Origin of the sequence: Sphingopyxis sp. A083 (assembly GCF_001468495.1) — a bacterium.
Taxonomy (GTDB): Bacteria; Pseudomonadota; Alphaproteobacteria; order Sphingomonadales; family Sphingomonadaceae; genus Sphingopyxis; species Sphingopyxis terrae.
The window spans coordinates 101,441-126,978 of record NZ_LNSK01000005.1 but is presented as its reverse complement, the minus strand read 5'-3'; the positions used below and the strand labels follow the sequence as shown (position 1 = coordinate 126,978).

The window sequence follows — 25,538 nt, the reverse complement described above, 5'->3', positions numbered from 1 at the left end:
TGCCTCTGCGTCGGCCCGGATCGCACGCCATGTCGCGCCACGATCATTTCCCCCGCCACGACCCCGCACGCTGCGAGGCAGCCCGCGAGGCCACCGATGCTCTGGCGGAGGACTGGCGCGCCGAAGACACCTGCCCCGGCGGCCTGATCGCCGCGATGGACGCGCTCGCGGATGCGCCGCCTGCCGCCGCGATCGACGCGCTGCTGCCCTGGCTCGCCGATATCGGCTGGCTCCGCGCGCGGCTCGCCGCGGCGCTGACGCTGATCGCCGCCGATCCCTTCGCGCGGCCGCCGCTGCGCCTCGTCGGCGGCGGCGACGGGCCTTGCGGGTTGGTACTCGCCGAGCGCGGCGCGATCCGCCTGTCGCTGCTGCTTCAGCCTTTCACTGCGGGCGCGGCCGATCCCGTGACCGCCAGCTTCCGTGCCGGGGCTGCCGCGATCCGTATCCTGGCGGGCGGCAGCGCCCGGCTGCGTCGGCACCGCATCGTCGGCGCGGCTGCTCGGCCGGCCTTCACCGCGGCGGGGGCGGGATGCTGCGAAAGCGATCCGCCGCAACCGCTGTCGAAAGACATGATCCTGCGCCTCGACACCGCGCGCGAGGCGATAACGCTCGTCGGTGCGAGCGGCGACCTGTTGCTGCTCGACCTCGCGGTCCACCCGCCGTCATCGCTCCCCGTGCAAACCTATGACATTGCGAGCGGCCGGCTGGTCCATGTCGCCAGCGCCCGCAGCGACGCCAGTTTTCGGCAGATGGCGCTCGCGCTGCTCGGCGCCTTCGGCCGCCGCGACGCCGCGCCGCTCTTTGTCGAGGCGACGCGTGATGACGATTTCGCCGCGCGCTGGTCGGCGATGCGCCAGCTTGTCGCGCTCGATCCGGCGGCCGCCCGCGCGCCGCTCGCCGCAATGGCCGCCGCCGACCCGCACCCCGAAGTTCGCGCCGCCGCCAGCGCTTCGCTCGCGCTCTACCCGTCCCTCTGCGCCGCCCAGGATGCCCATGCCCCAGACGATCGCCCCGCCGCCGACGCCTGAATATGATCTCGAAGAGGTCGCCGCGGGGCTCGACGAAAGCGGCGTTGATCTGGGCGATCCTGCCAGCGTCGATCGCTGCGCCGCGCTGCTCGGCGGCCTTGCACGCAACCGCGATTTCCTCGCCGACCGCCTCGTCGCCGACCTCAAGGCGGCGCACGCGGGCCAACTCGCGGCGAACCGCTATTCGGCGCAGGTGGTCCTGCTCCACCGCAGCCGCCGCGGCCACTTCCTGCGCGCCAACATCTGGCCCTCGGCAAGCGACGAGGCCTATCGCACCAGCGGCGCGCGCGCCTTCTCCTATGGCGTGCCGCACGACCATAATTTCCACTTTCTCACCGCCGGCTATTGGGGTCCGGGCTATGTCAGCGATTATTATGATTATGACGCCGAGGCGGTCGATGGCCGCCGCGGCGAGCCGCTGAACCTGCGCTTCGTCGAACGCAGCAGCTTGGGCGAGGGGCGGATGCTCCTCTACCGCGCCCACCGCGACGTCCACAGCCAGCTTCCGCCCGAACGGCTTTCGGTCAGCCTCAACATCATGGACGAGGGCGAGCAAGTCCCGTGGCGCGACCAATATCTGGTCGATCTAGGCACCGACGCCGCGCGGTGGGGCACGATCGCCAGCCGGCCGACGCTTACACCCACCGAAGCGCTGCTCCGCTGCGCGGTGCATCTGACCGACAACGCCCGCGACATCGCCGACCATATGGCGGTCAGCCATCCGGTGCCGCGGGTGCGCGCCAGCGCCATCGCCGCGCTCGCCGCCGTCGCAGACGGGACGGGACGAACGGCGGCGCTCGAACGCGGCCTGCGCGACGCCGATGCGCGGGTCAGGGACGATTGCGAACGATGGCTGACGCTTTAGGCCCGCAGATTAGGCCCTCAAACCCCCGGCAGGCTCTCGATTTCGGGCGCCCCGGCAAGGCAGGGGCCGAGTTTCGCGCCGAGGGTGCGGAAATGGTCCGACGCGCGGTGTGCGGCGACCGCGGCCTCGTCGTCATAGCATTCGAGCACCTTGTAAACGCCGGCTTCGGCGGTGCGGAACAGCTTGTAAAAGCTGTTGCCCGGCTCGTTCGCGCGCACCGCGGGGGCCAGCTCCGCAAACACGGCTTCGAATTCCGCTTCCTTGCCCGGCTGCACGCGCAGCGTGGCGATAACGCCGATTCCACTCATATCGTCTCTCCCCAGAAAATAGTCAGGCTCAAATGGCCGGGCTCCAATGGTCAGGCGCGCAGGTCGGGATCGACGTCCCAGCCCGCTTCGACCTGGATGCCGAAGCTGTTGAGCATCATCGAAACCTGCGTGTACTGGCCGACGGTCATCACCAGATCCATGCGCCCCTTGTCGCCGAGCGGCGCCAGCGCCGCCCAGGTCGCGTCGGCAACGAAATGGTCCGCGGTCAGCTCGTCGGTCGCACGCAGCATCGCGCGGTCGATGTCGCTCCAGCCCGCCGCGTCGGGTCCGGCCTTGATCCGCTCGATCTCGTCTTCGGTCAGGCCGCAGTCGAGCCCGATGCGCTTGTGCTGCGTCCATTCATAGCCCGACCGGCAATTATAGCCGGTGCGCAGGATAACGAGCTCGCGATCCCGCGGGGCAAGCGCATTGCGCTTCGACAGGATATAATTGCCCCAGCCGAGGAACGCGGTCAGCGCCTTGGGCGCCTGCGCCAGCGTGCGGAAGATGTTGAGAATCCTGCCGCCGCCCACCTTGCCGCCATCGGAGGCAAGAAAGGGTTCAAGCGCTGCGCGCTGGTCGGCATCGAGCCGGTCCAAATCGACCGGCTCGATGCGCGGAGCATTCAGACGCAAATCAGAAGACCTCGAACAGGCCTGCTGCGCCCTGGCCGCCACCGATGCACATGGTGACGACGGCATATTTGACGCCGCGGCGCTTGCCTTCGAGCAGCGCGTGGCCGACGCAGCGCGCGCCGGTCATGCCGAAGGGGTGGCCGATCGAGATCGAACCGCCGTTGACATTGAGCAGGTCGTTCGGAATGCCGAGCTTGTCGCGGCAATAGAGCACCTGCACGGCAAAGGCTTCGTTGAGTTCCCAAAGGCCGATGTCGTCCATCTTGAGCTCGAAGCGTTCGAGCAGCTTCGGGATGGCGAAAACGGGGCCGATGCCCATTTCGTCGGGCTCGGTGCCGGCAACGGCCATGCCGACATAGCGGCCCAGCGGCTGAAGCCCGCGCTTTTCAGCGACCTTGGCCTCCATGACGACACAGGCCGACGATCCGTCCGAAAGCTGGCTGGCGTTGCCCGCCGTGATCGTGTGGCCTTCGCCCATCACCGGCTTCAGGCTCTGCAGCCCTTCCAGCGTGGTGTCGGGACGGTTGCACTCGTCCTTGTCGGCGACGACGTCCTTGAAGGTGACTTCCTTCGTTTCCTTGTTCACCACCGCCATCGTCGCCTTGCAGGGGACGATTTCGTCGTCGAACTTGCCGGCGGCCTGGGCCGCGGCGGTGCGCTGCTGCGACTGGAGCGAATATTCATCCTGCGCTTCACGGCTGATGTTGTAACGCTTTGCAACGACTTCTGCCGTGCCGATCATCGGCATGTAGATGTCCTTGTGCATCGCCAGCAGTTCCTGGTCGGCCTCGAAGAAGGTCTTGCCGCTGCCGCTGACCTTCGAGATGCTTTCGACGCCCCCGGCGACGCAGATGTCCTGGCGGTCGACGATGATCTGCTTCGCGGCGGTCGCGATCGTCATCAGGCCCGACGAGCACTGGCGGTCGATCGACATGCCGGGAACGGTGACGGGGAGGCCGGCGCGCAGGCCGATCAGGCGCGCGACGTTCATCGTCTGCGATCCCTGCTGCATCGCGGCGCCGAACAGGACGTCGTCGATCTCGCCCCCTTCAACCCCGGCGCGCTCGACCGCGGCGGCGACCGAATAGGCGCCCAGCGTCGGCGAGGTCGTGTTGTTGAACGATCCGCGCGCCGCCTTGGTCAGCGGGGTGCGGGCGGTGGAAACGATGACGGCGTCACGCATGATAAACTTCCTTCTGCTTGGTTCCGGTTGTCTTTTCGGGGGAGGTTCGGCCGGAATGCCGGTTTATATGTCAGACGAAGAACTGGCTGATCCATTCGGCCATCAGCGCGGGCTTTTCCTCGCCCTCGATCTCGACCGTGAATTCCAGCGTCTGCTGCCACTGGCCCGGACGCTTTTCGTCGAGCTCGAGCAGCTTGAAATGGCCGCGCACGCGCTTGCCCGAGCGCACGGGGGCAAGGAAGCGCACTTTGTTGCCGCCATAGTTGACGCCCATCTTGACGCCCGCGGGGCGCGGGCAGTCGGATTTGGCCATCAGCATGGGGAAAAGCGAGAGGGTCAGAAAGCCGTGCGCAATGGTACCGCCGAAGGGCGTCAGCTTCGCCTTTTCTTCGTTGATATGGATGAACTGATGATCGCCGGTCGCGTCGGCGAACTTGTTGATCATCTCCTGATCGACCAGCACCCATTCCGACGTGCCGAGCGGCTTGCCGACCAGTTCCTTCATTTCCTGCGGCGTCATCGCGCTCATCCTTTATCCCCTCTATGTCTGTCGAGGGGCGCGTTCTAGGCCCGCGGGGCGGGGTAGCACAAGGGCCTAGGGCTTTGCGCTACGGCGCCGTAGCGTCAGGACTGGGCGGGCTTCGGCGTCTTCATCGTGACGCTTTCGGCATAGGGGAGAATCATCGTCCCGTCGGGCGCCGCGGTGAAGGTCGTCTGCGTCGGATAGGCGAAGTCGTAGCCGGCGTTGGTCATCTCTTCGAAGACGCGGATGCCGATCGCGGTGCGGGCCGCGATGACCTCGTTATAGTCGGCGCTCGGAATGTCGGCGACCAGCTCGAAGTCGAGGCTGGAGGCGCCGAAGCCGATGAAACTCGACCGGACGAACTCATGCCCCTCGGCCTCGACCTGCGCCTTCAGCAGGTCGGGCAGCGCGCGCAGCATCGCGGGCGTGGTCTGATAGATGACACCGATCGCGAACTGGACGCGGCGGCGTTCGAGATGGGCATAGTTGGTGATTTCCTTCGACAGCAAATTGGTGTTGGAAATCACCAGCAGCTCGCCGTTGACCGACCGTAGATGCGTGCTTTTGAGCCCGATGCGCTCGACGGTGGCGACGCTATTGTCATATTTGATCGCTTCGCCGACGCGGAACGGGCGGTCGAAGATGATCGACAGCGACGCGAACAGGTCGGAAAAAATGCCCTGCGCGGCAAGGCCGATCGCGATGCCGCCAATGCCCAGGCCGGCGATCAGGCCGGTGACATTGACCCCCATATTGTCGAGGATGACGATCGCCGCGACCGCGAACAGCGCGATGCTGATGAGCAGGCGGATGATACCCATCGCGTTGACCAGCGTCTCGTTATGCCCCTCCGCGGCGCGGCGCTGGATCAGCCCGAGGACGATTTCGCGCGCCCAGATCGCCACCTGCAGCACCACCGCGACGGTGAAGACGAACTGGATGATCTGCAGGACGACAAGGGGCGGGTTGGCCGACGCCGCGACCAGCCGGATCGCGACGATCGCCAGCACCAGCGACTTGGTCTTGTGGATCACCCGCCCGACAATGTCGGTCAGCGTGAATTGCCCCGGCGCCGACTGCGCTTTCTTGAGCGCGAAGCCGCGGATCAGCGACAGCGCGAAATAGATGACGAGCCCTGCGCCGATCGCGATGCCGATCTGCAACCAGTGCGTATCGACCCATGCGACGCTGCTGGTCCACCAGGCGCGGATCTGCGCGGCGGGGTTGGCGGTCGCGGTGGCAAGGAAAGGCAAAGTCACGTCGGTCCTCTTGGTCTGGTCGGTCGGTCAGGCGGAACGGAGCAGCGCGCCGGCATCGGGCGCGCGCTCCAGATAGGTCAAAAATCCGCGTTCGTAACGCGAAAGATATTTGGTCGCGCGCGGCAGGCGCCCCGCGGCCGTGGCGAAATCGCCGCGATCTTGCGCGGCGGCGATCATGGCGGGGTGGACATAGGCGCGCCGTGCGACCGCGGGCGTGTTGCCGAGCCGGTCGGCGACGCGCGTCAGCATCGCCTTGAGCGAGGGCGGTTCGGTGGCGTCGTACAGACAGGCGAATGCCTCGACGCTCGCCCACCAGGTGCGGAAATGCTTGGCGCTGAAATCGGCGCCCATCGCCTCGCGGATATAGGCGTTGACCTCGTCGGAGCCCACCGCGCATGGGCCGTCCGCATCCTCATATTGGAAAAGATGCTGGCCGGGCAGGTCCTGCAACCGGCGCACCAGGGTCGCCAGGCTGCGGTCGCTGATCGTCACCTCGCGCCGCGCGCCGCCCTTGGCACGGTAGCGGAGCCGGAGGCGCTGCCCCTCCAGTCGCGCGTGACGCCGGCGCAGCGTCGTCGCGCCGAAGCTCTTGTTCGCGGCGACATATTGTTCGTTGCCGACGCGCAGCGCGGCGAGGTCGAGCAGGCGGACGACCGCCGCGACGACGCGGTCCGCGCACAGCGATCGGCGGCGCAAATCGCTTTCCAGCCGCGCACGGAGCAGCGGCAGCGCTTGGCCGAAGGCGGCGCAGCGATCATATTTGTCGGCTTCGCGCGCGGCGCGGAAATCGGGGTGATAGCGATATTGCTTGCGCCCGCGCGCGTCGTAGCCGGTCGCAAGGATATGGCCGTTCGCGGCGGGGCAGAACCAGGCATCCTCATAGGCGGGGGGCAGGGCGATCGCGTTGAGGCGCTCGATTTCGGCGCGGTCGCGGATCGCCTTGCCCGCGGCGTCGCGATAGCGCCAGCCCGATGCGGTCCGTTCGCGGCGGATGCCGGGCAGGCTGTCGTCGACATGGATCAGGCGGGGGGCGGCACGCGGCGACGGCATGCCTTGTTAAGCGTCCCGGCCGGGCGATGGTTCCCTCCGCCGGCGCAACGGGCGGGCGTCAGCCCTGGCGGGTTTGCGCTTGCTGCCCGGCCGCCAGCCGCGACAAGAGAGCGTCGCCGCCGCGCTGGACGATGCGCCGCGCCGGGACTTCCAGCCAGCGGTGGAGCAGATGCGAGACGGCGAGTGTCAGCGCCACGAAAGCGGCGACCTTGGCCGGCGCGACCATCGCCGGATCATCGACAAGGACCAGCTTGAACAGGATCCACAGGAAGAAGTGCGACAGATAGACAGCATAGCTGATGTCGCCGAGCCACTGGGCGAGCCGCCCCGACAGCAGCGGGCGCGGCGCGAGCGACGCCTGGAGCGCGATGATGACGACCGCCGCCATCGCCAGCGGGATCGCGGCAGGCTGGGGCAGGCCGGCGAACAGGATCAGCGCCGCGAGCAGCGCGAAGATCGCCGCCGTCACATATATGACCCGGCTCCCGTCGGCGCGCGCGCGCTGCGTCGTCCACCACTGGCAGAGCGCCACCCCGATGAAGAATTCGGCGAGGCAGCGGACGAGGCCGGTCGCCGCGATATCGTCGCCGATCCCCGCGCGCCCCGTCGCGGCGAACCAGCCGCCGAGAGCCGCCGCGAGCAGCAGCGCGAACAGCGGAAAGCTCCACCGCCCAGCGGGCAAGCGCGCCGCCCAGCCGCCCGTCGCGGCGAGCAGCAGATAGGCCGCCCATTCGGTCGAGATCGACCAGGCCGGGTCGTTCCAGCGCAGATCGGCGGTGAAGCCCCAATTCTGGACCAGCAGCGCGTGCGCGGGCAGCGCGGCAAAGCCGTAATGCGGCCCCGGATCGCGCCCGCTGGCGAGCAGCGCGAGCGCGAACAGCGCCATCGCCGCCAAGATCGCGAGATGCAGCGGAAAGATGCGCGCGATGCGGCGGACCAGAAAGCGCGGCGCGGCGCGCGTCCCCTCGGCAACGAACGCCGGGCCGTAATTCCACCACAGCACGAAGCCCGACAGGACGAAGAAGAGATCGACCGCAAGATAGCCGTGCGCGAAACCGTCGATGACCGCGCCGGGCAGATAGCCCGCCATGCCGCCCCGGATATGGTAGAACAGCACCGCGAGCGCGGCAAAGCCGCGCACCCCGGTCAACGTCGGCAGCATGCGGGGCTTTTGCACCGCGATCATGCGGCAAATCCCTGCGCGCGCGGCCGCATCCAGTTGCGTCCCGATTCCTGCTCGCGGCGGCGGCAATAGGTCGACAGCCCGATTTCGAGCGCCAGCATCATGTAGATGAAGGGCTGGAACGCGATACCGACGAACAGCGACCCGACCATATAGACGATATGGCCGTGCTGGAGCGCGGTCGCGAGCGGTGCGATCCATTGCTCCTCGGCGCGGCGTGTCTTGAGGTAACGGCGGCGCACCCGCTCCATCTGGACGATGCCGGTGATGTGGAGCAGCAGCCACAGCAGCGTGCCGGGATAGCCCTGTTCGCCCAGCATTTCGAAATAGGCCGAATGATAGGCGCGCGATTGTTCGTCATGGATCACCGGATCGCCCGCGCCGGGACGACCCGCATCGGCGTTCGACCCGGTAGTTTCGACGCGCAGACGGTTCTGCATATAGGCCTCGAACCCGCCGCCGAACGGATGGTCCTTCGCATAGTCCCACGTCCACGCCCACACCGCGACGCGCGTCGATGCCGACTGGTCGGTGCGATAATCCTGCAGCGTTTCCATGCGCTGCGTATAGCTTTGCGGCAGGAAGGGGATCGCCGCGGCGACGAGCAGCACCGCCCCCATGATATACAGCAGCCGGTGCTTGACTGCGCGCAGCGACAGCAGCGCCAGCACGCCCAGGCAGATCAGCCCGGTGCGCGCCTGCGTTCCCACCGGCAGCAGCATGCAGGCGAAGCAGAGCGCGAAGCAGAAGAGCGAAACGCGCCAGTCGGGCGGAAAGACGGTGCCGTGGCGGCGGAACCACAGGATCGCGGGGATGATCGACACCGCGACCGTCGACATGGTGCTGCCTTCGTACAGGCCGTAATTTTCGGACAGCAGCAGTTGCAATTCGCCATAGCCGCCGCCGCCCGCGGCGGTCTTGATCCCGCCGGCGATCGCGATCGTCGCGGCCGACAGCAGCATGAAGAGCAGCAGCGATTCGATGCGCAGCTTCGTGCGCAGCGTCAGCGGCAGGAAGATCGCCCAGACGAGCGCCTTCCACACCCATCCCCATTTATCGAGCGCCTCGACCGGAAAGTCGGCGCCCATCGTCGTCATCCAGCAATAAAAGAGCAGGATTAGCATCAACGTCTGCCGCCCCGACCAGCGGGTGTCACGCTTGTCGTCGAAGGCGAGCCAGCCGATGATCGCAAGGATGAAGACGATCAGCGAGATCGGAATCGAATTGATCAGGAAATAGCTGAGCCGCTGCGGCGCGACGATGTCGATGTAGCAAAAGCACAGCACGAACAGGAACGGCTTGCGAAAGCCGACCCCGATGAAGGAGAACAGAAAGGCGACGAAGGCAAGGTCACGCATCGGATCGGCGATCCTCCGCGGCCTCGGCCGCCATCGCCGCCATGCGTTCGGCGTCGCGCTGTTGCTGCCACAGCATGCGCGGGCCGACCTCGCGGTCAAGGTCGTCGCGGTGCAGCAGGCGCCAGAGGGCGATCGCCATCAGCACATGCGTCAGGGCAATCGCAAAATTGTCGATCATCGGCGGCGCACCTGGCTTCCCCTGCGGCCCGTGGGCCCGTTTCGGCGGCTTTACCCGATCGGGGTTGACGCGGCGTTAAGGCTTGTATGGCAAAGGCTTGGCCGATGACCCGGATCCTGCACGTCCTTGACCATAGCCTGCCGGCGCACAGCGGCTACACCTTTCGCACCCGGGCGCTGATGAAGGCGCAGGCGGCGAAGGGATGGGCGGTTGCCGGGGTGACGGGGGTCCGCCATCCCGACCCCGGACCGCCCGTCGAAACCGTCGACGGGCTGACTTTCTATCGCACGCCGCCGATCGCGCCCGCGCGCTCGCCGTGGCGCGAATGGCGCGAAATCGGCGCGCTGGCGGACCGTGTCGCGGCGCTGGTCGACGAATGGCGCCCCGATCTGCTCCACGCGCACTCGCCCGTTCTCGACGGGCTCGCGGCGCTGCGCGTCGGCAAACGGCTCGGAATTCCGGTGATCTACGAAATTCGCGCCTTCTGGGAGGATGCTGCGGTCGGCAACGGCACGGGCCGCGAGGGCAGCGCGCGCTATTTTCTGACCCGTCAGCTCGAAAGTCATGCCGTCCGCGCCGCCGATGCTGTCGCGGTGATCTGCGAAGGACTGCGCGGCGACCTGATCGCGCGCGGGGTGGATCCCGCCAAGATCGTCGTGTCGCCCAACGGCGTCGACCTTGACCTGTTCGGCGACCCGCCGCCGCGCGACGATGCGCTCGCCGTCGATCTCGGCCTCATGCCGGGCGAAGCCGTGATCGGCTTCATCGGCAGCTTCTATGATTATGAGGGGATCGACGATCTGATCGCCGCGATGCCCGCGCTCGTCGCTGCCGAACCCGGCGCGCGGCTGCTGCTCGTCGGCGGCGGGCCGATGGAGGCGGCGCTCAAGGCCCAGGCGGCGGCGTCGCCCGTCGCCGACCGCATCCTGTTCGTCGGCCGGGTGCCGCATCAGGCGGTCGAGCGCTATTATTCGCTGATCGACATCCTGGCCTATCCGCGCAAGAAAATGCGGCTTACCGATCTCGTCACGCCGCTGAAGCCGCTCGAAGCGATGGCGCAGGGCAAGCTCGTCGCCGCATCCGATGTCGGCGGCCACCGTGAACTGATCGCCGACGGTGTCACGGGCACGCTGTTCGCGCCCGACGATCCACCGGCAATCGCCGCGGCGCTTGCCGGGCTACTGCGCGATCGCGACATCTGGGACGAACGCCGCCGGACCGCGCGGGCGTTCGTCGAGGCCGATCGTAACTGGTCGTCAAACATTTTGCGTTACGAGCCCGTTTACCAGAGATTGTTGCGCCGCGGCGCTGCATCGCTCGCGGCTTGATGTTATAGGACAGGCTCCTCTGCGGGAGCGACGGATTTGGACGATATGGACGATAGCGCCGACGGCTCCGACAAGGTTTCGCATCGCAAGGCCCGCGCCGCCGCCTGGATGCGCGCGCTCCGCCCGGCGATGCCGGCGGTCATCGGCGCCGCGGCGCTGACCTTCCTCTTCGCCGCGGTCATGCCGATGGCGTGGGTGTTCGGCATTGGCTGGAACCTCTATCTCGACCGTCTGTCGGACCTGTTCGTGCCGCCGGTCGGCAATGGCGCCCGTCTCGCGCTGGCGCTCGGCATGGCGCTTGTCGCCGCGCTGGTTGCGGCCTTTGTCGCGCTTCTGATCGCCGAGCCCGAGGCGTCGGGCCTCGCCGCGCTCGGGCGCCGCCTGCGCCGCCGCCAGGAGGCTGTCGACGATGATATTCCGGTGCGCCGCCGCGCCGACCTCCATCCCGACGATCTGCCGCGCGCGCCGCTGCGCGCCGGACGCGACCTTCCCGAACAGGGGCTGGGGCCGGTCGATGCGGCGCCCGAGGTCGCGGCGGACTATCTTCCCGAATATGAACCCGACGCGCTCGCCGGTGCCGATGTCGTCGAGGATGCGGACGCTGTCGAGATCGTCGAAGCGGCCGTGGCACCCTATACGCCGCGCGCAGCCGACGCTGCGCCGGACGAAGGGGATGAACTGATCCTCGCCGATCTTGCGCCCGTCGAGGTTGAAACGCCCGGTGACGAACCCTGGCTTCAGCCCGCGAAGGTTGCCGGACCGGCGATGCCCGATCCCGCCGACAAATCGCTCGGCGCGATGGTTGCGCGCTTCGAGGCAGGGCTCGCCCGGCGCCGCGAAACCAGGACAGCGACTGCCGCAGTCCCGGTGCCCGATGTCGCCGCCAACGAAGATGCCGACGAAGAAATCGACTTCGCGCTCGAAGCCGCGCTCAGCACTTTGCATCGCCTGAACCGCGGCACGACGGGCTGAACCGCCGCACCCGGCGGCCTGAAATCGCTTTCCTACATTGTTCCGGCATGCCAGCCTCGCCGCATGCCTTCCGTGCCATCCCTTCCTGCGCGACCCTCGCGGCGGCGGCCACTTTGCGCCCGGCGCGCTGCCGCAGCGTGTCCGCTCCGCAACAACCGGCCCGGTGCAATCGCGCGTGAAGTTGCGCAGTTTTCCGCCATTTTTCGAATGGCACCGCGCCGCGGGCATCGCCCGGTCCTGCGGCGCCTTCGGGACGCCGCAAATGCTGCAATCGCGCGTGAAGTTACACGCTTTTCTGCGCCTTTCGCGCCGGTTGCCGTGCGCGGCTGCGCGGCGGTGCTGACAGCGCGCAATTCCCCTGCTAACGGCGCGCGATGACGACTCCTCTCTCGCATATCCGTAATTTCTCGATCATCGCGCATATCGACCATGGCAAGTCGACGCTCGCCGACCGGCTGATCCAGTTCACCGGTGGGCTGACCGAGCGCGAAATGTCCGCGCAGGTTCTCGACAATATGGACATCGAGAAAGAGCGCGGGATCACGATCAAGGCGCAGACCGTTCGCCTGACGTACAAGGCGCACGACGGCGAAACCTATCAGCTCAATCTGATGGACACGCCCGGCCACGTCGACTTCGCCTATGAAGTCTCGCGCAGCCTGGCGGCGTGCGAGGGCGCGCTGCTCGTCGTCGACGCGGCGCAGGGGGTCGAGGCGCAGACGCTCGCCAATGTCTATCAGTCGATCGAGCATGACCATGAAATCGTGCCGGTCATCAACAAGATCGACCTGCCCGCCGCCGACACCGACAAGGTGAAGGCGGAGATCGAGGATATCATCGGCCTGCCTGCCGACGATGCGGTTCTGGCCAGCGCCAAGTCGGGGATCGGCATCGAGGAAACGCTCGAAGCCATCGTCGCCAGGATTCCGCCGCCGAAGGGCGACGCCGCGGCGCCGCTCGTCGCGATGCTCGTCGACAGCTGGTACGACCCCTATCTCGGCGTCGTGATCCTGGTTCGCGTCGTCGACGGGGTGCTGAAAAAGGGGCAGCAGATCAAGTTCATGCAGGCGGGGACCACGCACCTGATCGACCGCGTCGGCTGTTTCACCCCGAAGCGGACCGACCTTGTCGAGATCGGTCCGGGCGAGATCGGTTTCATCACCGCACAGATCAAGGACGTTGCGCAGGCGCGTGTCGGCGATACGGTCACCGACGCCAAAAGGCCCGCCGCGGCGCCGCTGCCGGGGTTCAAGGAAGTTCAGCCGGTCGTCTTCTGCGGCCTCTTCCCGACCGATGCCAATGATTTCGAGAAACTGCGCGAAAGCATCCAGAAGCTGCGGCTCAACGATGCGTCGTTCAGTTTCGAAATGGAGACGAGCGCCGCGTTGGGCTTCGGCTTCCGCTGCGGCTTTCTGGGTCTTCTGCACCTCGAGATCATTCAGGAGCGGCTGACCCGCGAATATGACCTCGACCTCATCACCACCGCGCCGTCGGTGGTCTACAAGCTCAAGCTCACCCGGTCGAAGGAAGGCGGCCCGACCGAGATGGAGCTACACAATCCGGCCGACATGCCCGATCCGAACCGGATCGAGGAGATAGAGGAGCCGTGGATCGAGGCGGTTATCTATGTCCCCGACGAATATCTGGGTTCGATCCTCAAACTCTGTCAGGACCGCCGCGGCATCCAGAAGAATCTGACCTATGTCGGCGGCCGCGCACAGATCACCTATGAATTGCCGCTCAACGAAGTGGTGTTCGATTTCTACGACCGGCTGAAGAGCATTTCGCGCGGCTATGCCTCGTTCGACTATCACCAGATCGGTCACCGCCCCGGCGATCTCGTCAAGATGAGCATCCTCGTCAACAACGAGCCGGTCGATGCGCTGTCGATGATCGTCCACCGCGGCAGCGCCGAGGCGCGCGGACGCGGGATGTGCGAGCGGCTCAAGGATCTGATCCCGCGCCACATGTTCAAGATCCCGATCCAGGCGGCGATCGGCGGCAAGGTGATCGCGCGCGAAACCATCGCGGCGCTGCGCAAGGATGTGACCGCCAAATGCTATGGCGGCGACGCGACCCGCAAGAAAAAGCTCCTCGAAAAGCAGAAGGAGGGCAAGAAGCGGATGCGCGAATATGGCAACGTCAACATCCCGCAGGAGGCGTTCATCGCGGCGCTGCGGATGGGCGACGACGCCTGACGGCGCGCGCTACATCTCGATGATGATCTTGACCTTCGCCGGTGTCGTGCCGGCGGCCTCGGCGATCTCGCGGCGCGCCTGCGCGACCAGCTCGCCGAGATGTGCCGACTGAGGCGGACCGCCGAGGCCGTTCAGATCTGCAAGCGGGGTGCCGAGCACATCGGCGAGCCGGCGCAGCCGCGCCGGCTTGGGGCGCGACCGGTCCTGCTCCCAATAGCAGACCGACGTCACCGCAACGCCAAGCTGGCGGGCAATATCCCGCTGCGTCAGCTGCCGCGCCTTGCGCAACCGCACCAGCCGCCCGCCGAGCGTTTCGGGAAAGGCGGCGCCCCCGGCGGAATCGAGGGTATTGAAATCCATTATCTGCACGACCCGGCCATTTCGTTTTTTGGCCGTTCCGAATATCAAAGCGCGCGGCGGGCTACTTTCAACTTTTCACGCAAAAATAAGGGGCTGCGCACTTCGGGCCGCAGCGATTGTCTTTCGGCCCGGGCGGCGATAGCTTGCGGGCAACGACGACAGCCGGGAAAGGACGAAGCGTGCACGCTCCCGCAAGGCCGATCGACGACATCGTCGTGCACAGCGCGCTGAACGACGGAACCGCGGTGTGCCTGCGGACGATCCGGCCCGACGATGCGGGCCTGCTCCGCGCCGGAATCCAGAAACTCTCAGCCGAATCGCGCTATCTGCGCTTCTTTTCGCCCGCGCCGGCCATGCCCGATGCGGTGATCGAGCGGCTGGTCGACGTCGACGGCCACGACCATATCGCCTGGGGCGCGATTTGCACCGAATGCGAGGGCGAACCGGCGATCGGTGCGGTTCATGCCGTGCGGCACAAGGCAGGCGCCGGTGGGGACGAGATGCGCGTCGGCGAATATTCGATCGCGATCCTTGACGCCTTCCACGGCCAGGGACTTGCCCGGATGATGACCGCGGCACTGCTCGTCGATTGTCTCGCCGAAGGGCTGACGACGCTCGACGTGAACATCCTGTCCGAAAATCACGCCGCACTGGGACTGATCAAGGCGATGGGCGGCACACGCAAGGAGGAATCGCGCGGCGTTGCGGAATATGTGATCGACGTCGCGGCGGCGCTGGAGGCGCTGCGCAGCGACGCGGGCGCACGCGGGGTTCAGGATGTGCTGAAGCAGCTCGGTGCCGGATAGGCCGGTGGTCCTCCCCGCCGCCGGGGGTCGCGACCGGCGGCGGGAAGGTGAAGAACGCGGGTGTCGGAGCCCCCGTGTCCCACGCACATCGCTCTAACGGCGCTGCCATGACGTCACCGTGACCGACGTCACAGGGGCGAATTTTTTAGATCACGAACAAGCGAAAGGGCGCCAGCGGCATGCGCTGGCGCCCTTTCCAGGCTGTCCGTGACCCGCGGGGGGCGCAGGTCGGGGACAGTCTTACTTCTTCTGCGTGTCGCCAACGCCGGTTTCCGACGGTGCGACCTCGCCATTGTCGTCCATGGCGTTGGCCTTTTCCTCGCCCATTTCTTCGACGCGGTCGGCCTTGTTCTCCATGGCTTCCTTGGCGGCGCCATCGGGCATGGTGTCGGCCTGAGCATCGATGGCGTCGGCCCGCGATTCGGCCTGATCCTCGACACTGTCGGCGGCGGGGCTCTGGCAAGCGCCGAGCGCGAGGGCCGAAGCGGCGGTGAGGGTAAGAGCAATCTTGCGCATTATAACAGTTCTCCCTTGTTACAGGGGGGGCAACGCCGCGCCGCTGGCATCGGTTGCAACAAAATTTGCAAGCCTATGCTTTCGCAATGCTATTTTTTGTTTTCACGCCGCTCCTGTCCCGCTCCGACGCAAAAAAAGGGGCGCCCGCAGGCGCCCCCTTCATCGTGTATCGCGCGCGATGCGATCAGAAGCGCTGCTGGCGCTCGTACAGATCGCGGTAGTGCTGGATACGCGTAACGCGCAGGCCCGGCATGCCGCTGCGGTCGATCGATCGCTGCCAGCCGGCAAACTCCTCGAGCGTCAGCGAATAGCGCTCACACGCTTCGTCCACGGTCAACAGGCCGCCATTGACGGCTGCGACCACTTCCGCCTTGCGGCGAACGACCCAGCGCGTGGTGTTCGCAGGCGGCAGACTGTCCAGCGTCAGCGGTTCCCCGAGGGGGCCGATGACCTGGGCGGGCCGGATTTTCTGATTCTCGATCATGCTCATTCCATAAAATCTTCGTCGTGGGGGATCGGCAAAGCCGACGTCCGTGCTTTTATAGAAGAGGGGTTCAACATCGGCTGAAACCCTCTGGTAAACGCGCCGTTCACAGTTTCGGGCAGCCCGTTCGCTTCGTCCGACAAGTCGAAGAAGCGCGCGGGGCGAACCACCTCGTCATCCAGTGCCTGCACCCCGCCGCCCAGCATTTCGCGCACCGCGCCGACCGCTGCGGCATGCGATTCGCCGATCTCGCGCTCACGCAGCAAGCGAACCGTCGGAAGCGCCGCCTGCCGCGCCCGCGACACGGCGAGCAATATGTCGAAGCCGGGCTTCGACAGGCTCGTCGCATCGGCCGGATGCGGAAGGTCGGAGGGAAGCAAGTTCATGCTGCCTGTCTAGCGCGTGCGGCCTAAGGTCCAGTAAATGCCCATTTCATCGCTTGTTAGCGAAGCTTAACCCCCGTCAATATCTTGACACTCGCCGCGGAAAAGCTGGCTTTTTGCCTGATCGCTCCCTAGATGGCGGGCATCATGGCAACCGTAATTTCACCCGCGGGCCTCGCCCAGGCCGACTTCCAGCTTGCCGGTCCGTTAAAGGATCGGCGAATCGTGGTCGCGATGTCGGGCGGAGTCGATTCGAGCGTCGTCGCCGCGCTTGCCGCACGGTCGGGCGCCGAGGTGATCGGCGTGACGCTGCAACTTTACGACCATGGCGCGAAGGCCAAGCGCGTCGGCGCTTGCTGCGCGGGGCAGGATATACGCGATGCGCGCGCGGTCGCCGACCGGCTTGGCTTCGCCCATTATGTCCACGACCATGAAAGCCGCTTTCGCGATACGGTGATCGACCAGTTCGCCGACGAATATCTCGCGGGCCGGACGCCGATCCCGTGCGTCCGCTGCAACATGGGTGTGAAATTCACCGATCTTTTCCAGCTCGCGCGCGATCTGGGCGCCGATTGCCTCGCGACCGGCCATTATGTGCGCCGCATGATGGGGCCGGCCGGTGCCGAGCTGCACCGGGCGGTCGATCCGGCCCGCGATCAGAGCTATTTCCTCTTTGCGACCACGCAGGAGCAACTCGACTTTCTTCGTTTCCCGCTCGGCGGGCTCGAAAAGAGCGTGGTGCGCGAAATCGCCCGCGATCTCGGCCTTGGCGTTGCGGGCAAACCCGACAGCCAGGACATTTGTTTCGTCCCCGACGGCGACTATGCGACGCTGGTGCGCAAGCTGCGTCCGGAGGCGGAAGATCGCGGTGAGATCGTGCATGTCGACGGCACGGTGCTGGGCGCACACAAGGGACTTATCCATTATACGGTCGGTCAGCGCCGCGGCATCGACATCGGCGGGCAGGCCGAGCCGCTCTATGTCATACGCCTCGATGCAGCGGCGAAGCGCGTCATCGTGGGGCCGCGCCGCGCGCTGGCCGTCGCGGGTGCGCGGATCGGCGAAGCGAACTGGCTTGCCGAGGTCGATCGTCGCCCGGTTCTGGCTAAGGTGCGTAGCATGGCGAAGCCCGTGCCGGCGCAGATGGACGGCGACCGACTGCTCTTCGCCGCGCCCGAATATGGCGTTGCGCCCGGCCAGGCGGCGGTGCTCTATGATGCAGCCGAACCCACGCGCGTACTCGGCGGCGGCTGGATAGAGGAAAGCTTCGCGGCCGAGCCGACGGAATAGATTGCACTTTCATTCCCGATGCCGCAGCTTCGGCGCAAAGCAAGGGAGAGACGATCATGGTCAATTGGGTGTTGCGCGGCGCGGTCCTGCTCTGGGCGCTGCTCTTCTTCATCGTCGGCATTCGCGGCGTGCTGAACCCTGCCAGCTTTACTGAAACCTTCGGAATCATCGCCGACGGCGTTGCCGCGAACACGGTGCGTGCCGACATGTCGGCCTTTTTCCTTGTGGCCGCCGGTGGCGCGGCGATCGGCGGACTGCTGCGCGGTTGGTCGCGGGCGCTGCTGGTTCCTGCCGCGCTCTACGGCACCGCGCTGGTCGGCCGCCTGATCGGGGTCGCGAGCGGTGACCTGGTCAACAGCGGCATCGTGCAGGCGATGATTATCGAAGCCCTGTCGGTCGGCCTTATGATCACGGCCTATTATATGCTGTCGCGCGCTTCGGCTTCAGGAGTCGAGATTTCGTCATAATGAGCTGATCGATAACGAGAAATTCGGTCCTGTTGTGTTGCGGGCCGGTTTATGCGTAAATTAACATCGGGTCGCGCTTCTGTTTCCTGTGTGAAAGGGGCCGCACATGACATCCGATGACGACAAGCGGGACAGTTCGGACCGGCGCCAGAGCGATCGGCGCGTCGCGGACGATCCCGACTACAAGGGCCCCGAGCGCCGTCAGGGCGACCGGCGGTCGGGCAAGGAACGCCGTACCGGGGGCTGACCGATCGGGCAGGCTGGCGGCACGGTTCAGGAGAATGACCGTGACCCAAACAGAATTGCCGCGCCTCAGCGTCGATATCGTGTCCGACGTGATGTGCCCCTGGTGCATTATCGGCTGGCTGAAGTTTCAGAAGGTCATGGCGCATTTTGAGGGACGGTTGGCTTTCCGTGTCCAATGGCACCCTTTCGAACTCAATCCGCACATGCCCCCCGAGGGCGAAGACGCGGTCGAGCACGTCATCCGGAAATATGGAATCACCCCGGAACAGAGCCGGGCCAATAGCGGCCGGCTGTCGGCAATTGCGGCCGACCTCGGTTTCGCCTTCAACCGGGGGCCGGGTTTTCGCATGCGCAACAGCTTCGATGCGCATCGTTTGCTCACCTGGGCCGGGGCGTTGGAAGAGCCCGATCAGGCGGCAGCGACCGGCGTTCAGACCGCGCTGAAACTCGCACTGTTCCGCGCCCATTTCACCGACAATCGCGACGTCGGCGATCCCGCCGTCCTGATCGATGTCGCGGCCTCGGTCGGACTCGACGCGGCCCGCGCCGCCGCGATTCTGGACGGCGACGACTATGCCGAGATGGTGCGTATGGAAGAGGCCTATTGGGCAGACAATAATGTCACCGGCGTTCCGGCCTTCATCCTGGGCGGCCGCATGCTGATCCCTGGCGCACAGGATCCCGAAGCCTTCATTCGGGTCATCGAAAACAAGGTGCTGGCGACCGCTGCTTGAGGAACTGTACCCGCCGCACGGGCGTTTTCCATCCATTCCCGCCGCACAGGCTCTTGGGGCCGATAGGCGCAATCAAGGAGATGGTTCGATGCCCGCTTCCCCCGACGAAGACGCCCCCGAAATGGTCAACCGCGAACAGGATGACGAACCCGCACAGGCGCAAACCATCGCTGCGGCGGCGCGTCAGGCGCGTCCGCTCGAAGACAGTCGGAAAGCTCCGGCGCGGGGCGAGGGCGACGACGCGCAGGATCTGGTCGATCATATGCGGCAGATGGAACGATCGGGCCGCATCGACATGGACGCCTATCGCGGCGAGCGCAGCGACGATGACGAGGATGATGAATTGGGACCGGGCGGGGTAGAAGACGACGAACCGCGCGGCGCTCCTTGAATATCGGCGATGCTAAAAGGGATTGAGCGTATAGCCTTGCTGCTGAAGCAGCGCGTGGGCGGTCATCGCCGATAGCGCCAGTTCGACGCCCGGGAGCAGATCGGTCTTTTTGACCCCCTGTCCCGCCGCGCTCTGGCCGCACACGATAATGCGGACACCGGCCTTTATCAGGGCATCGACAAGCGCGGCGTTGGGATTGTCCGCGCCGGGATACTTACGCCCATAGGCTTCCGTGCCCGCCACATCGAAGGTTGCGGGGCCATGCACGACAATTGCGAGATGGATGCGTTCGGCCGGTACGCCGGCTTCGACCTGCATGTTGAGAAAACGAGCAGCCGATTCCAGCGTGCGATTGAGTGTCGACTCTTTCGCCGCGGCAAGGTCGAATGCGATGTGAAATTCGGTTCCGGCGGGAATGCGCATATCGGCGTCGGTGACACTTGCGACCTTGCCGAACGCCGGAATGACCGTACCGCCGTGAAAAGATGCCATCGGGTCGGGCGATGCCTTACCCATGTCGGCGGCTTGCACCGGCGACAGAAGGGCAAGGCCGGCAACAGCGAAGGCAAGCGCGAGCGGGCGGGACGGTGACATCGTGAGGTTCCTCTCGGATCGGGATTGATGGCGCAGCCTACCGTTCCGCTTCAGGCTGCACCAGCCCGCGAGCCTGTCAATCGCGCCGTTTGCGCACCAGATCCGCCGTCGCGAGGCCGCCGACGACGACGATGAAGCTCACCATCATCAGCGCGAAAAGAAGAACGGGGGTTTGGGTCAAGGGATCGGTCATGTCTGGGGGTCCTTGGTGGTTCGGAAGCCCTGACATGGATGAGCGGCGGCGCGGCGGCATTGATCCTGATCAATATGGCGCCGCCGTGGTGGTGTCTGCCGGTCGTCGCTGGCGGTTCGGACCGGACTTGTGAGGACTTTGGTAAGTCTGCGCTGGCAAATTCGCCGGCATGCCGCACCCGACAGATATCCGTTCCGCTTCGCGTCGTCGCCGAATCCGCGCCCGCCGATCTGGGGGGATATGGGTGCTGGTGGCGGCAGCCGGAGCCTTTGCAGGAACCTTGGCGGCTTTGCACATGCAGGCGCCCGCGCCGGCCCGCGCCGAGCTATCGTGGCCTTACGCGACTAGAGCCGCTGCCCCCGAACCGCATTCGGCGCATTTCGGATTTTGTCATACCGGAGGCGGGCGCAATTGCGTCGTAGATGGCGACACCTTCTGGTTCGAGGGCCAGAAATACCGCCTCGCCGACATCGACACACCCGAGACGCATCCGCCGCGCTGTGCGCAGGAGGCGCGTTTGGGGACGCAGGCGACCGAGCGGCTGCGCGACTGGCTCAATTCGGGGGCCTTCCTGCTTGAAGAAGACGCGCGTGACAGCGATCGCTACGGGCGCAAGCTGCGCATCGCCACCCGCGACGGGGTGAGCGTCGGCAGCGTGCTCATCGATGCGGGGCTGGCGCGGCCGTGGGAAGGGTACCGGCGCCCGTGGTGCTAGTCGCCGTCGGGCGCTGGGGGTAAGGCCTCGCGCAGCGGCTTGTTCGGTCCTGCAAGCTGCGCGTCGAGATCGTCGGCCAGCAATTGCGCGACGGGGTCGTCGCGGCGCGCGCGCAGCGTATCGCGGCGATCGGTCAGCGCCGCCGCGCGCTGTGCTTCGGGCAGCGCCATCACCTCGAGGTAAAAGCGCACCGCGGTCAGCCACGGCGCGTCGTCGCCCGGCACATCTTCGGCCCAGCGCGAGAAGGGGCCGCCCGCCGGCCCCCATTCTCCATCGTGGCGGTCAAGGAAGAAAAGCAGGCGCGAGCCGAGCGGTACCATGTAGCGGACGCAGCCGCCGATATAGGCGAGCGGATGGGCGTGCTGGAGCTCGTAGGGATTGCTGAGCGTGGCGAAGCGGCCGGTGGCGAGCGCGATCGGAAGCGTCTTCGGCGCGTCGGCAAGATTGCCCTTGAGCGCCGCGATCGGCCGTATGTCGACGCGCATCGTGTCGGGGGCGCCGGCTTCGTCCATCGGGGTGCCGCCGGTGACGGTGGCGAGGAGGATCAGCTCGGCTTCGGCGGTCAGTTCCATGTTGGTCGGCACGGCATAACCCGGCGCGGGCGAGCAGGCCGCGGCCGGGAGCGGCGCGGCGAGGCAGGCGAAAACAGCGAGGAGAAGGGGGAAGCGCATGGCGGCCAGGCTAGCCCGCGTGTCGCCGCTTGGAAAGCCGGCGCGGTTTCGGAGCGCTTCGTCCAAGCCGATGGACCCGACTCGGCGCCCCATGCGTATCATCCCCGTCGCGGCCGCCGGATCAGCTGGCGACGGCGCGGCAAGGAGAAGAACCATGGCCGAACACGATCATAGCGCGATCAAGGAACATATGGCCGTCATCGGCGCCGACGGCGTCCATGTCGGCACCGTCGATCATGTCGACGGCGAACGCATCAAGTTGACCAAGAGCGACAGCCCCCAGGCCGAGGATGGCAAGGGCGCGCGGCACCATTATCTGCCCGCCGGCCTCGTTGCCGCGGTCGAGGGCGATACGGTGCGCCTGTCGGCGACCGCCGCCAATGCGGTCGATCTGTTCGAAGAGGCGGATTGACCGACACCCCGATAACAGATGGCCGGGACGCAATCGGGCGCCCGGCACTGAAACTGGCCCGCCCAACTGCCTCCGGGCGGGCCATTTCATTTGCGCGTCAGGCCGAAAGCTTGCGCGCGCATTCGATGCAGAGCGCCGCCTCGGGCTTCGCGGCGAGCCGTTCGGCGCTGATCTCCTTGCCGCAGCTGGTGCAGATGCCGTAGCTTCCTTCGTCGATGCGGGCGATCGCCGCCGTCACCGCGGCGACCTCGCGTGCTAGCAGCGCATCCTCGCCCGCCAGCGCATCGTCATCCTCGCGCTCAATCGCCGCATCTTTGGCGTCGGCGCTGATCGGCGCGGTAAGGTCGGCGGCGACCCGCGCCCCGCGCGCCCTGAGGTCGGCGAGCCGCAGGATCAATCCGGTGCGCACCGCGGCGAAGCCGTCGCCGCCGCTCATGCCGTCCGCTCCGCCGCGATGATCGCGCCCATCTCGTCGAGCAGCGCCAGCCGCTGCCGCTTCAGTTCCTCGGCATGTTCGTCGGACACCGGCTCGACCTCGCTCTCGGCGCGGTGGATGGCGCGGTTGACCACATGGTAGCGCTCCGCCAGCGCCGCGAAATGCGCGTTGCCTTCCTTTAGCCGGTGGATCGCCGCGGCATCATCGGGAAATGCGTCGGCCAGTTCGTGGGGGGTATGCGACATGGGGCCTTCCTCCTGCTTCGATAATCCGCCGATTTTACCCCAACCGCGCCGCCGTGCATTGCGCTGAGTCAAAAACGGAGCCGGGGCACATCGCCCGGCTCCGTTCCGGTCGCCGTCCCGCGACCCACGGGACGGCGATCGTCGATTGCGGCCCCGAAAGGCCGAAAGCATATCAGCGCGCTTCGGCGGCACCCGCGGCGCGGACCGACAGATCGGCCTTGGGCAGCTTCGTCACCAGCGGGCCGGTCACGCTGTCGGCCTGGCTGTAGAGCGCCGAAAGCGGGAGGTTGTAGAGCTTGCCGCCGTCGACGACGATCGCATTGTCGCCGTCGATGCCCTGCACCGTGCCGATGCTCGCGCCCTTGGCATCGGTCACCTGCGCACCGGCGCGCACCTGTTCGCGCGTTGCGAGCGTCAGCTTCGCCGAATCGACGGCATCGTTCGCGGCGCCATCGACGCTGTCGACCGTCTGGCCGACGCGGTCGGTGACACCGCCGACGGTGGCGGCGGGATCGAGCGCGGCGCCCGCGTTGAGGTTAGTCGCGCCGCCAAGGCCCACTTGCGCGACGGCGGGAACGGCGACGATCGCGGCACCGGCGGCGAGCGTCATCAGGGTCTTGCGCATCGGGTTTCTCCTTATTGTCCGATCAAGGCCGCCCGGAGGGGGGAAGGGGGGGCGGGCGGCCTTGCCGACGAGAAACCGGCGCGCCGGGCGTTCGTTGCCGCACGGGCGGCGGAGCGACCGGCGCGCGCGACGGAGCGATCAGGCGGGCGTGGGCCGCCGCGCGATCAGCTTGTTGAGCGTCGCGATCCGCTGCCGCGCCGCGCTCCAGTCGCGTTCGGGATGCGCGGCGATCTGGCGGAGGAGGGTGCCGAGTTCCTTGCGGCGGTCGCCTTCGGTCACGGGTTGCATGGGCTTTCTCCTTTCAGGAGCGCAACATAGCATGGCCGCGGCGCGCCTGCGCACCGCTCACCCCGCGGGCGGGGCGGACCGGCTGGCGACGCGCGGTCCCGGATCCGGAAGAACGACGGATCAGTCGGCGGAGGGCGGGGGATAGGGGGCGGCGGCACCGTGGTCGTAGCTCAGGCTTTCCGATAGGCGGAAGCGGCCTTCGGCGGGTATCCATTGCCAGACGTGCATGTAGCGCGCGCCGCCGACCATGTCCCAGCGCGCGTCCTTGGCATTCCATTCGAAAAAGACATGCGCTGCCTCTTCGAGCGCGCCCCAGTCGCCGAGCGCGCGGATGACGCGCGATCCGGGGACGAGCAGGCGGCGGTTGCGATAGCCCGCCTGTGCGCCGCCGGGCGCGCGCGCGGCGCAATTTTTCTCCATCGACGCGACGAAATCGGCGCGGTCGGCGATCGCCAGCCCGTCCTTGTCGTGGAGCATCCGGTAATCGGGGGTGAGCAGATCGGGCAGCGCGGCGGGATCGCAGCCTTCGAATACCGCCCAGAACAGCCGCGCATCGTTCGCCGCGATCGCCGCGTCGAGCGCGGCGCCGGTCGGCATCGGCGCGGGCTGCGCAGCGGCGGCGGGCGGCGGCGCGGGTTGGGCCTGCGGCGCGGGGGCCAGCGCGGCGGCGAGGAAGAGGGCGAGGGACATCGGGCAGGGCTCCTTGCTGTGTTATGTGCGTAATACGGTTGGACGCGGTGGGGTGCAAGTGGCGTTTCCGCGACCCGCCCTGTGGCGCAGCGATGGGGCGCGCGCGGACGGCGTGCCGCGCCAGCGGGATCGCGCCCGCTGGGCGTGGTGGAGGGGCGGCGTCTTCGGCCCCTCCGTCAGCCCTTGCGGGCTGCCACCTCCCCATGGCTTCGCCACAGGGAGGATCGGGCTTCGCCACAGGGAGGATCGCGGGACTGGCCGCCCGTGTGCCCCGGCGAAAGCCGGGGTCCATGGTGGGGGATCACAAGCGGTGGTGCAGGCCGCGCTGGGCCCCGGCTTTCGCCGGGGAGCACGGGGACCGCGCCGGCGGGGCTGGCGTCGGGGCGCGGCTGTCCCTATTTGTGCGGGTGATGAGCAATGGGGACCGAAGGATCGTCGTGATCGCGCGGCTGAAGCCCAAACCGCTGCTGGCGGGGGCGATCGTGTGTGCGCTGATATTGGCGGCGCTGGCGCTGGGGCAGGCGGAGCCGGTGCGCGGCGACGGCATGGGCGCGATACTGCGCAGCCTGATCTTCGGCGATGCGGTGGCGACGACGGCGATGATCGCCGCGGCGATCGGCCTGTCGACCTGTTTCCGCCTGTGGCGCCAGCGCGACGCCTGGATCTTTCACGACGGCCTGCGCCTTTATCGCGGCAACAGCCTGTCGTGGCCGCTGGCGACGATCCGCGACGTGGTGGTCGAACGCAGCGACATCGGCATCGCCTCGCTGCGGCTGGTCGTCGACGACGACAGCGAAACGACGCGCGAGCTGGTCAAACTGCCACTGCTCGACGGCTCCCCCGAAGCGGTGCGCGGCGGCGTGCTGTTCGCGGCGGCAGGGGTGAAAGCGGTGCCGAGCGGGGTTACGGTGAATTGATCGCTAC

34 protein-coding genes are annotated in these 25,538 nt (G+C 66.9%); 14 read left to right on the top strand and 20 right to left on the bottom strand.

What is annotated here, in order from left to right; translation table 11 throughout:
* Window positions 1-29 precede the first annotated feature (29 nt).
* Window positions 30-1,028: a HEAT repeat domain-containing protein gene (locus tag ATE59_RS11190; protein ID WP_058812489.1), complete on the top strand. Its 999-nt coding sequence runs from the start codon at window positions 30-32 to the stop codon at window positions 1,026-1,028.
* Window positions 994-1,893 (top strand): transposase, encoded by a 900-nt coding sequence (locus ATE59_RS11185; protein ID WP_156416777.1) that lies wholly within the window; start codon window positions 994-996, stop codon window positions 1,891-1,893. The genes ATE59_RS11190 and ATE59_RS11185 overlap by 35 nt, the downstream gene beginning before the upstream one ends.
* Window positions 1,894-1,910: 17 nt before the next feature.
* Here the strand turns inward: ATE59_RS11185 and ATE59_RS11180 are convergent, their stop codons facing one another.
* The 9 genes from ATE59_RS11180 to ATE59_RS11140 form a co-directional block, all read right to left on the bottom strand.
* On the bottom strand, window positions 1,911-2,201 hold the full coding sequence (locus tag ATE59_RS11180; RefSeq protein ID WP_003038820.1) for a putative quinol monooxygenase: 291 nt from the start codon (window positions 2,199-2,201) through the stop codon (window positions 1,911-1,913).
* Window positions 2,202-2,251: 50 nt separating this feature from the next.
* Window positions 2,252-2,836, bottom strand: a complete 585-nt coding sequence (locus ATE59_RS11175; RefSeq protein WP_058812488.1) for a carboxymuconolactone decarboxylase family protein — start codon at window positions 2,834-2,836, stop codon at window positions 2,252-2,254.
* Between the two features lies 1 nt (window position 2,837).
* On the bottom strand, window positions 2,838-4,019 hold the full coding sequence (locus tag ATE59_RS11170; RefSeq protein WP_003038814.1) for an acetyl-CoA C-acyltransferase: 1,182 nt from the start codon (window positions 4,017-4,019) through the stop codon (window positions 2,838-2,840).
* Window positions 4,020-4,089: 70 nt separating this feature from the next.
* Entirely contained in the window at window positions 4,090-4,548 is a 459-nt protein-coding gene (locus tag ATE59_RS11165) for a MaoC family dehydratase (protein WP_082657397.1), read from the bottom strand.
* Window positions 4,549-4,643: 95 nt separating this feature from the next.
* Window positions 4,644-5,795 carry a mechanosensitive ion channel family protein gene (locus ATE59_RS11160; RefSeq protein WP_058812565.1) on the bottom strand — a complete coding sequence of 384 codons (1,152 nt, stop codon included), beginning with the start codon at window positions 5,793-5,795 and terminating at the stop codon, window positions 4,644-4,646.
* A gap of 33 nt (window positions 5,796-5,828) precedes the next feature.
* Window positions 5,829-6,851 carry a DNA topoisomerase IB gene (locus ATE59_RS11155; RefSeq protein WP_058812487.1) on the bottom strand — a complete coding sequence of 341 codons (1,023 nt, stop codon included), beginning with the start codon at window positions 6,849-6,851 and terminating at the stop codon, window positions 5,829-5,831.
* Between the two features lie 58 nt (window positions 6,852-6,909).
* Complete coding sequence (locus ATE59_RS11150) at window positions 6,910-8,037, bottom strand: acyltransferase family protein (protein WP_058812486.1); 1,128 nt, start codon at window positions 8,035-8,037, stop codon at window positions 6,910-6,912.
* Window positions 8,034-9,392: a putative O-glycosylation ligase, exosortase A system-associated gene (locus ATE59_RS11145; protein ID WP_058812485.1), complete on the bottom strand. Its 1,359-nt coding sequence runs from the start codon at window positions 9,390-9,392 to the stop codon at window positions 8,034-8,036. Before ATE59_RS11145 ends, ATE59_RS11150 begins: the two co-directional genes overlap by 4 nt.
* The gene (locus ATE59_RS11140) at window positions 9,385-9,570 is read right to left on the bottom strand and encodes a hypothetical protein (RefSeq protein ID WP_003038799.1); all 186 of its coding nucleotides are present in this window, start codon (window positions 9,568-9,570) and stop codon (window positions 9,385-9,387) included. The genes ATE59_RS11145 and ATE59_RS11140 overlap by 8 nt, the downstream gene beginning before the upstream one ends.
* 104 nt (window positions 9,571-9,674) lie before the next feature.
* On the opposite strand from ATE59_RS11140, the gene ATE59_RS11135 reads away from it, so the two are divergent.
* The 3 genes from ATE59_RS11135 (at window position 9,675) to lepA (ending at window position 14,068) form a co-directional block, all read left to right on the top strand.
* On the top strand, window positions 9,675-10,898 hold the full coding sequence (locus tag ATE59_RS11135; RefSeq protein WP_058812564.1) for a TIGR04063 family PEP-CTERM/XrtA system glycosyltransferase: 1,224 nt from the start codon (window positions 9,675-9,677) through the stop codon (window positions 10,896-10,898).
* Window positions 10,899-10,943: 45 nt separating this feature from the next.
* Window positions 10,944-11,870 carry a hypothetical protein gene (locus ATE59_RS11130; protein WP_058812484.1) on the top strand — a complete coding sequence of 309 codons (927 nt, stop codon included), beginning with the start codon at window positions 10,944-10,946 and terminating at the stop codon, window positions 11,868-11,870.
* Between the two features lie 374 nt (window positions 11,871-12,244).
* Window positions 12,245-14,068 (top strand): translation elongation factor 4, encoded by a 1,824-nt coding sequence (gene lepA, locus ATE59_RS11120; RefSeq protein ID WP_058812482.1) that lies wholly within the window; start codon window positions 12,245-12,247, stop codon window positions 14,066-14,068.
* Window positions 14,069-14,077: 9 nt separating this feature from the next.
* On the opposite strand, the gene ATE59_RS11115 is transcribed toward lepA, so the two are convergent.
* Window positions 14,078-14,428, bottom strand: a complete 351-nt coding sequence (locus ATE59_RS11115; RefSeq protein ID WP_003038791.1) for a helix-turn-helix domain-containing protein — start codon at window positions 14,426-14,428, stop codon at window positions 14,078-14,080.
* Window positions 14,429-14,607: 179 nt separating this feature from the next.
* Between ATE59_RS11115 and ATE59_RS11110 the strand changes: the two genes are divergently transcribed.
* The gene (locus tag ATE59_RS11110) at window positions 14,608-15,234 is read left to right on the top strand and encodes a GNAT family N-acetyltransferase (protein ID WP_058812481.1); all 627 of its coding nucleotides are present in this window, start codon (window positions 14,608-14,610) and stop codon (window positions 15,232-15,234) included.
* A 240-nt stretch (window positions 15,235-15,474) separates the two neighbouring features.
* Here ATE59_RS11110 and ATE59_RS11105 read toward each other — a convergent pair whose 3' ends face one another.
* The 3 genes from ATE59_RS11105 to ATE59_RS11095 all read right to left on the bottom strand — a co-directional run bounded on the left by ATE59_RS11105 (window position 15,475) and on the right by ATE59_RS11095 (window position 16,620).
* A complete protein-coding gene (locus tag ATE59_RS11105; protein WP_003038787.1) occupies window positions 15,475-15,750 on the bottom strand; it encodes a hypothetical protein in 276 nt (91 codons plus the stop codon).
* Window positions 15,751-15,934: 184 nt separating this feature from the next.
* A complete protein-coding gene (gene sciP / locus ATE59_RS11100; protein ID WP_003038785.1) occupies window positions 15,935-16,234 on the bottom strand; it encodes a CtrA inhibitor SciP in 300 nt (99 codons plus the stop codon).
* Between the two features lie 2 nt (window positions 16,235-16,236).
* Window positions 16,237-16,620: a hypothetical protein gene (locus ATE59_RS11095; protein ID WP_003038783.1), complete on the bottom strand. Its 384-nt coding sequence runs from the start codon at window positions 16,618-16,620 to the stop codon at window positions 16,237-16,239.
* A 144-nt stretch (window positions 16,621-16,764) separates the two neighbouring features.
* Between ATE59_RS11095 and mnmA the strand changes: the two genes are divergently transcribed.
* The 5 genes from mnmA (at window position 16,765) to ATE59_RS11075 (ending at window position 19,745) form a co-directional block, all read left to right on the top strand.
* Window positions 16,765-17,907, top strand: a complete 1,143-nt coding sequence (mnmA, locus tag ATE59_RS11090; RefSeq protein ID WP_040589047.1) for a tRNA 2-thiouridine(34) synthase MnmA — start codon at window positions 16,765-16,767, stop codon at window positions 17,905-17,907.
* Window positions 17,908-17,963: 56 nt separating this feature from the next.
* Complete coding sequence (locus tag ATE59_RS11085; protein ID WP_003038778.1) at window positions 17,964-18,374, top strand: hypothetical protein; 411 nt, start codon at window positions 17,964-17,966, stop codon at window positions 18,372-18,374.
* A 106-nt stretch (window positions 18,375-18,480) separates the two neighbouring features.
* Window positions 18,481-18,621, top strand: a complete 141-nt coding sequence (locus tag ATE59_RS18005) for a hypothetical protein (RefSeq protein WP_162928311.1) — start codon at window positions 18,481-18,483, stop codon at window positions 18,619-18,621.
* Between the two features lie 34 nt (window positions 18,622-18,655).
* Window positions 18,656-19,354: a DsbA family oxidoreductase gene (locus ATE59_RS11080; protein ID WP_058812480.1), complete on the top strand. Its 699-nt coding sequence runs from the start codon at window positions 18,656-18,658 to the stop codon at window positions 19,352-19,354.
* Window positions 19,355-19,442: 88 nt separating this feature from the next.
* Entirely contained in the window at window positions 19,443-19,745 is a 303-nt protein-coding gene (locus ATE59_RS11075; RefSeq protein WP_058812479.1) for a hypothetical protein, read from the top strand.
* A 12-nt stretch (window positions 19,746-19,757) separates the two neighbouring features.
* Here ATE59_RS11075 and ATE59_RS11070 read toward each other — a convergent pair whose 3' ends face one another.
* The gene (locus ATE59_RS11070) at window positions 19,758-20,339 is read right to left on the bottom strand and encodes a DsrE family protein (RefSeq protein ID WP_058812478.1); all 582 of its coding nucleotides are present in this window, start codon (window positions 20,337-20,339) and stop codon (window positions 19,758-19,760) included.
* A 443-nt stretch (window positions 20,340-20,782) separates the two neighbouring features.
* Between ATE59_RS11070 and ATE59_RS11065 the strand changes: the two genes are divergently transcribed.
* Window positions 20,783-21,247 carry a thermonuclease family protein gene (locus ATE59_RS11065; RefSeq protein WP_231737293.1) on the top strand — a complete coding sequence of 155 codons (465 nt, stop codon included), beginning with the start codon at window positions 20,783-20,785 and terminating at the stop codon, window positions 21,245-21,247.
* Here the strand turns inward: ATE59_RS11065 and ATE59_RS11060 are convergent.
* Entirely contained in the window at window positions 21,244-21,918 is a 675-nt protein-coding gene (locus ATE59_RS11060; RefSeq protein WP_058812476.1) for a hypothetical protein, read from the bottom strand. The genes ATE59_RS11065 and ATE59_RS11060 overlap by 4 nt on opposite strands.
* A 154-nt stretch (window positions 21,919-22,072) precedes the next feature.
* Here ATE59_RS11060 and ATE59_RS11055 point away from each other — a divergent pair, with 154 nt between their 5' ends.
* Window positions 22,073-22,330 (top strand): DUF2171 domain-containing protein, encoded by a 258-nt coding sequence (locus ATE59_RS11055; RefSeq protein ID WP_003038763.1) that lies wholly within the window; start codon window positions 22,073-22,075, stop codon window positions 22,328-22,330.
* A 97-nt stretch (window positions 22,331-22,427) separates the two neighbouring features.
* Here the strand turns inward: ATE59_RS11055 and ATE59_RS11050 are convergent, their stop codons facing one another.
* The 5 genes from ATE59_RS11050 to ATE59_RS11035 all read right to left on the bottom strand — a co-directional run bounded on the left by ATE59_RS11050 (window position 22,428) and on the right by ATE59_RS11035 (window position 24,614).
* Window positions 22,428-22,766 carry a TraR/DksA family transcriptional regulator gene (locus ATE59_RS11050; protein ID WP_058812475.1) on the bottom strand — a complete coding sequence of 113 codons (339 nt, stop codon included), beginning with the start codon at window positions 22,764-22,766 and terminating at the stop codon, window positions 22,428-22,430.
* Window positions 22,763-23,011, bottom strand: a complete 249-nt coding sequence (locus tag ATE59_RS11045; RefSeq protein WP_058812474.1) for a YdcH family protein — start codon at window positions 23,009-23,011, stop codon at window positions 22,763-22,765. Before ATE59_RS11045 ends, ATE59_RS11050 begins: the two co-directional genes overlap by 4 nt.
* Window positions 23,012-23,183: 172 nt before the next feature.
* Entirely contained in the window at window positions 23,184-23,636 is a 453-nt protein-coding gene (locus ATE59_RS11040; protein ID WP_058812473.1) for a hypothetical protein, read from the bottom strand.
* 138 nt (window positions 23,637-23,774) lie between these two features.
* A complete protein-coding gene (locus ATE59_RS18000; RefSeq protein WP_165760550.1) occupies window positions 23,775-23,924 on the bottom strand; it encodes a hypothetical protein in 150 nt (49 codons plus the stop codon).
* A 120-nt stretch (window positions 23,925-24,044) separates the two neighbouring features.
* Complete coding sequence (locus tag ATE59_RS11035; RefSeq protein ID WP_058812472.1) at window positions 24,045-24,614, bottom strand: DUF4440 domain-containing protein; 570 nt, start codon at window positions 24,612-24,614, stop codon at window positions 24,045-24,047.
* 410 nt (window positions 24,615-25,024) lie between these two features.
* Between ATE59_RS11035 and ATE59_RS11030 the strand changes: the two genes are divergently transcribed.
* The gene (locus ATE59_RS11030; RefSeq protein WP_231737291.1) at window positions 25,025-25,531 is read left to right on the top strand and encodes a hypothetical protein; all 507 of its coding nucleotides are present in this window, start codon (window positions 25,025-25,027) and stop codon (window positions 25,529-25,531) included.
* Window positions 25,532-25,538: the final 7 nt, after the last annotated feature.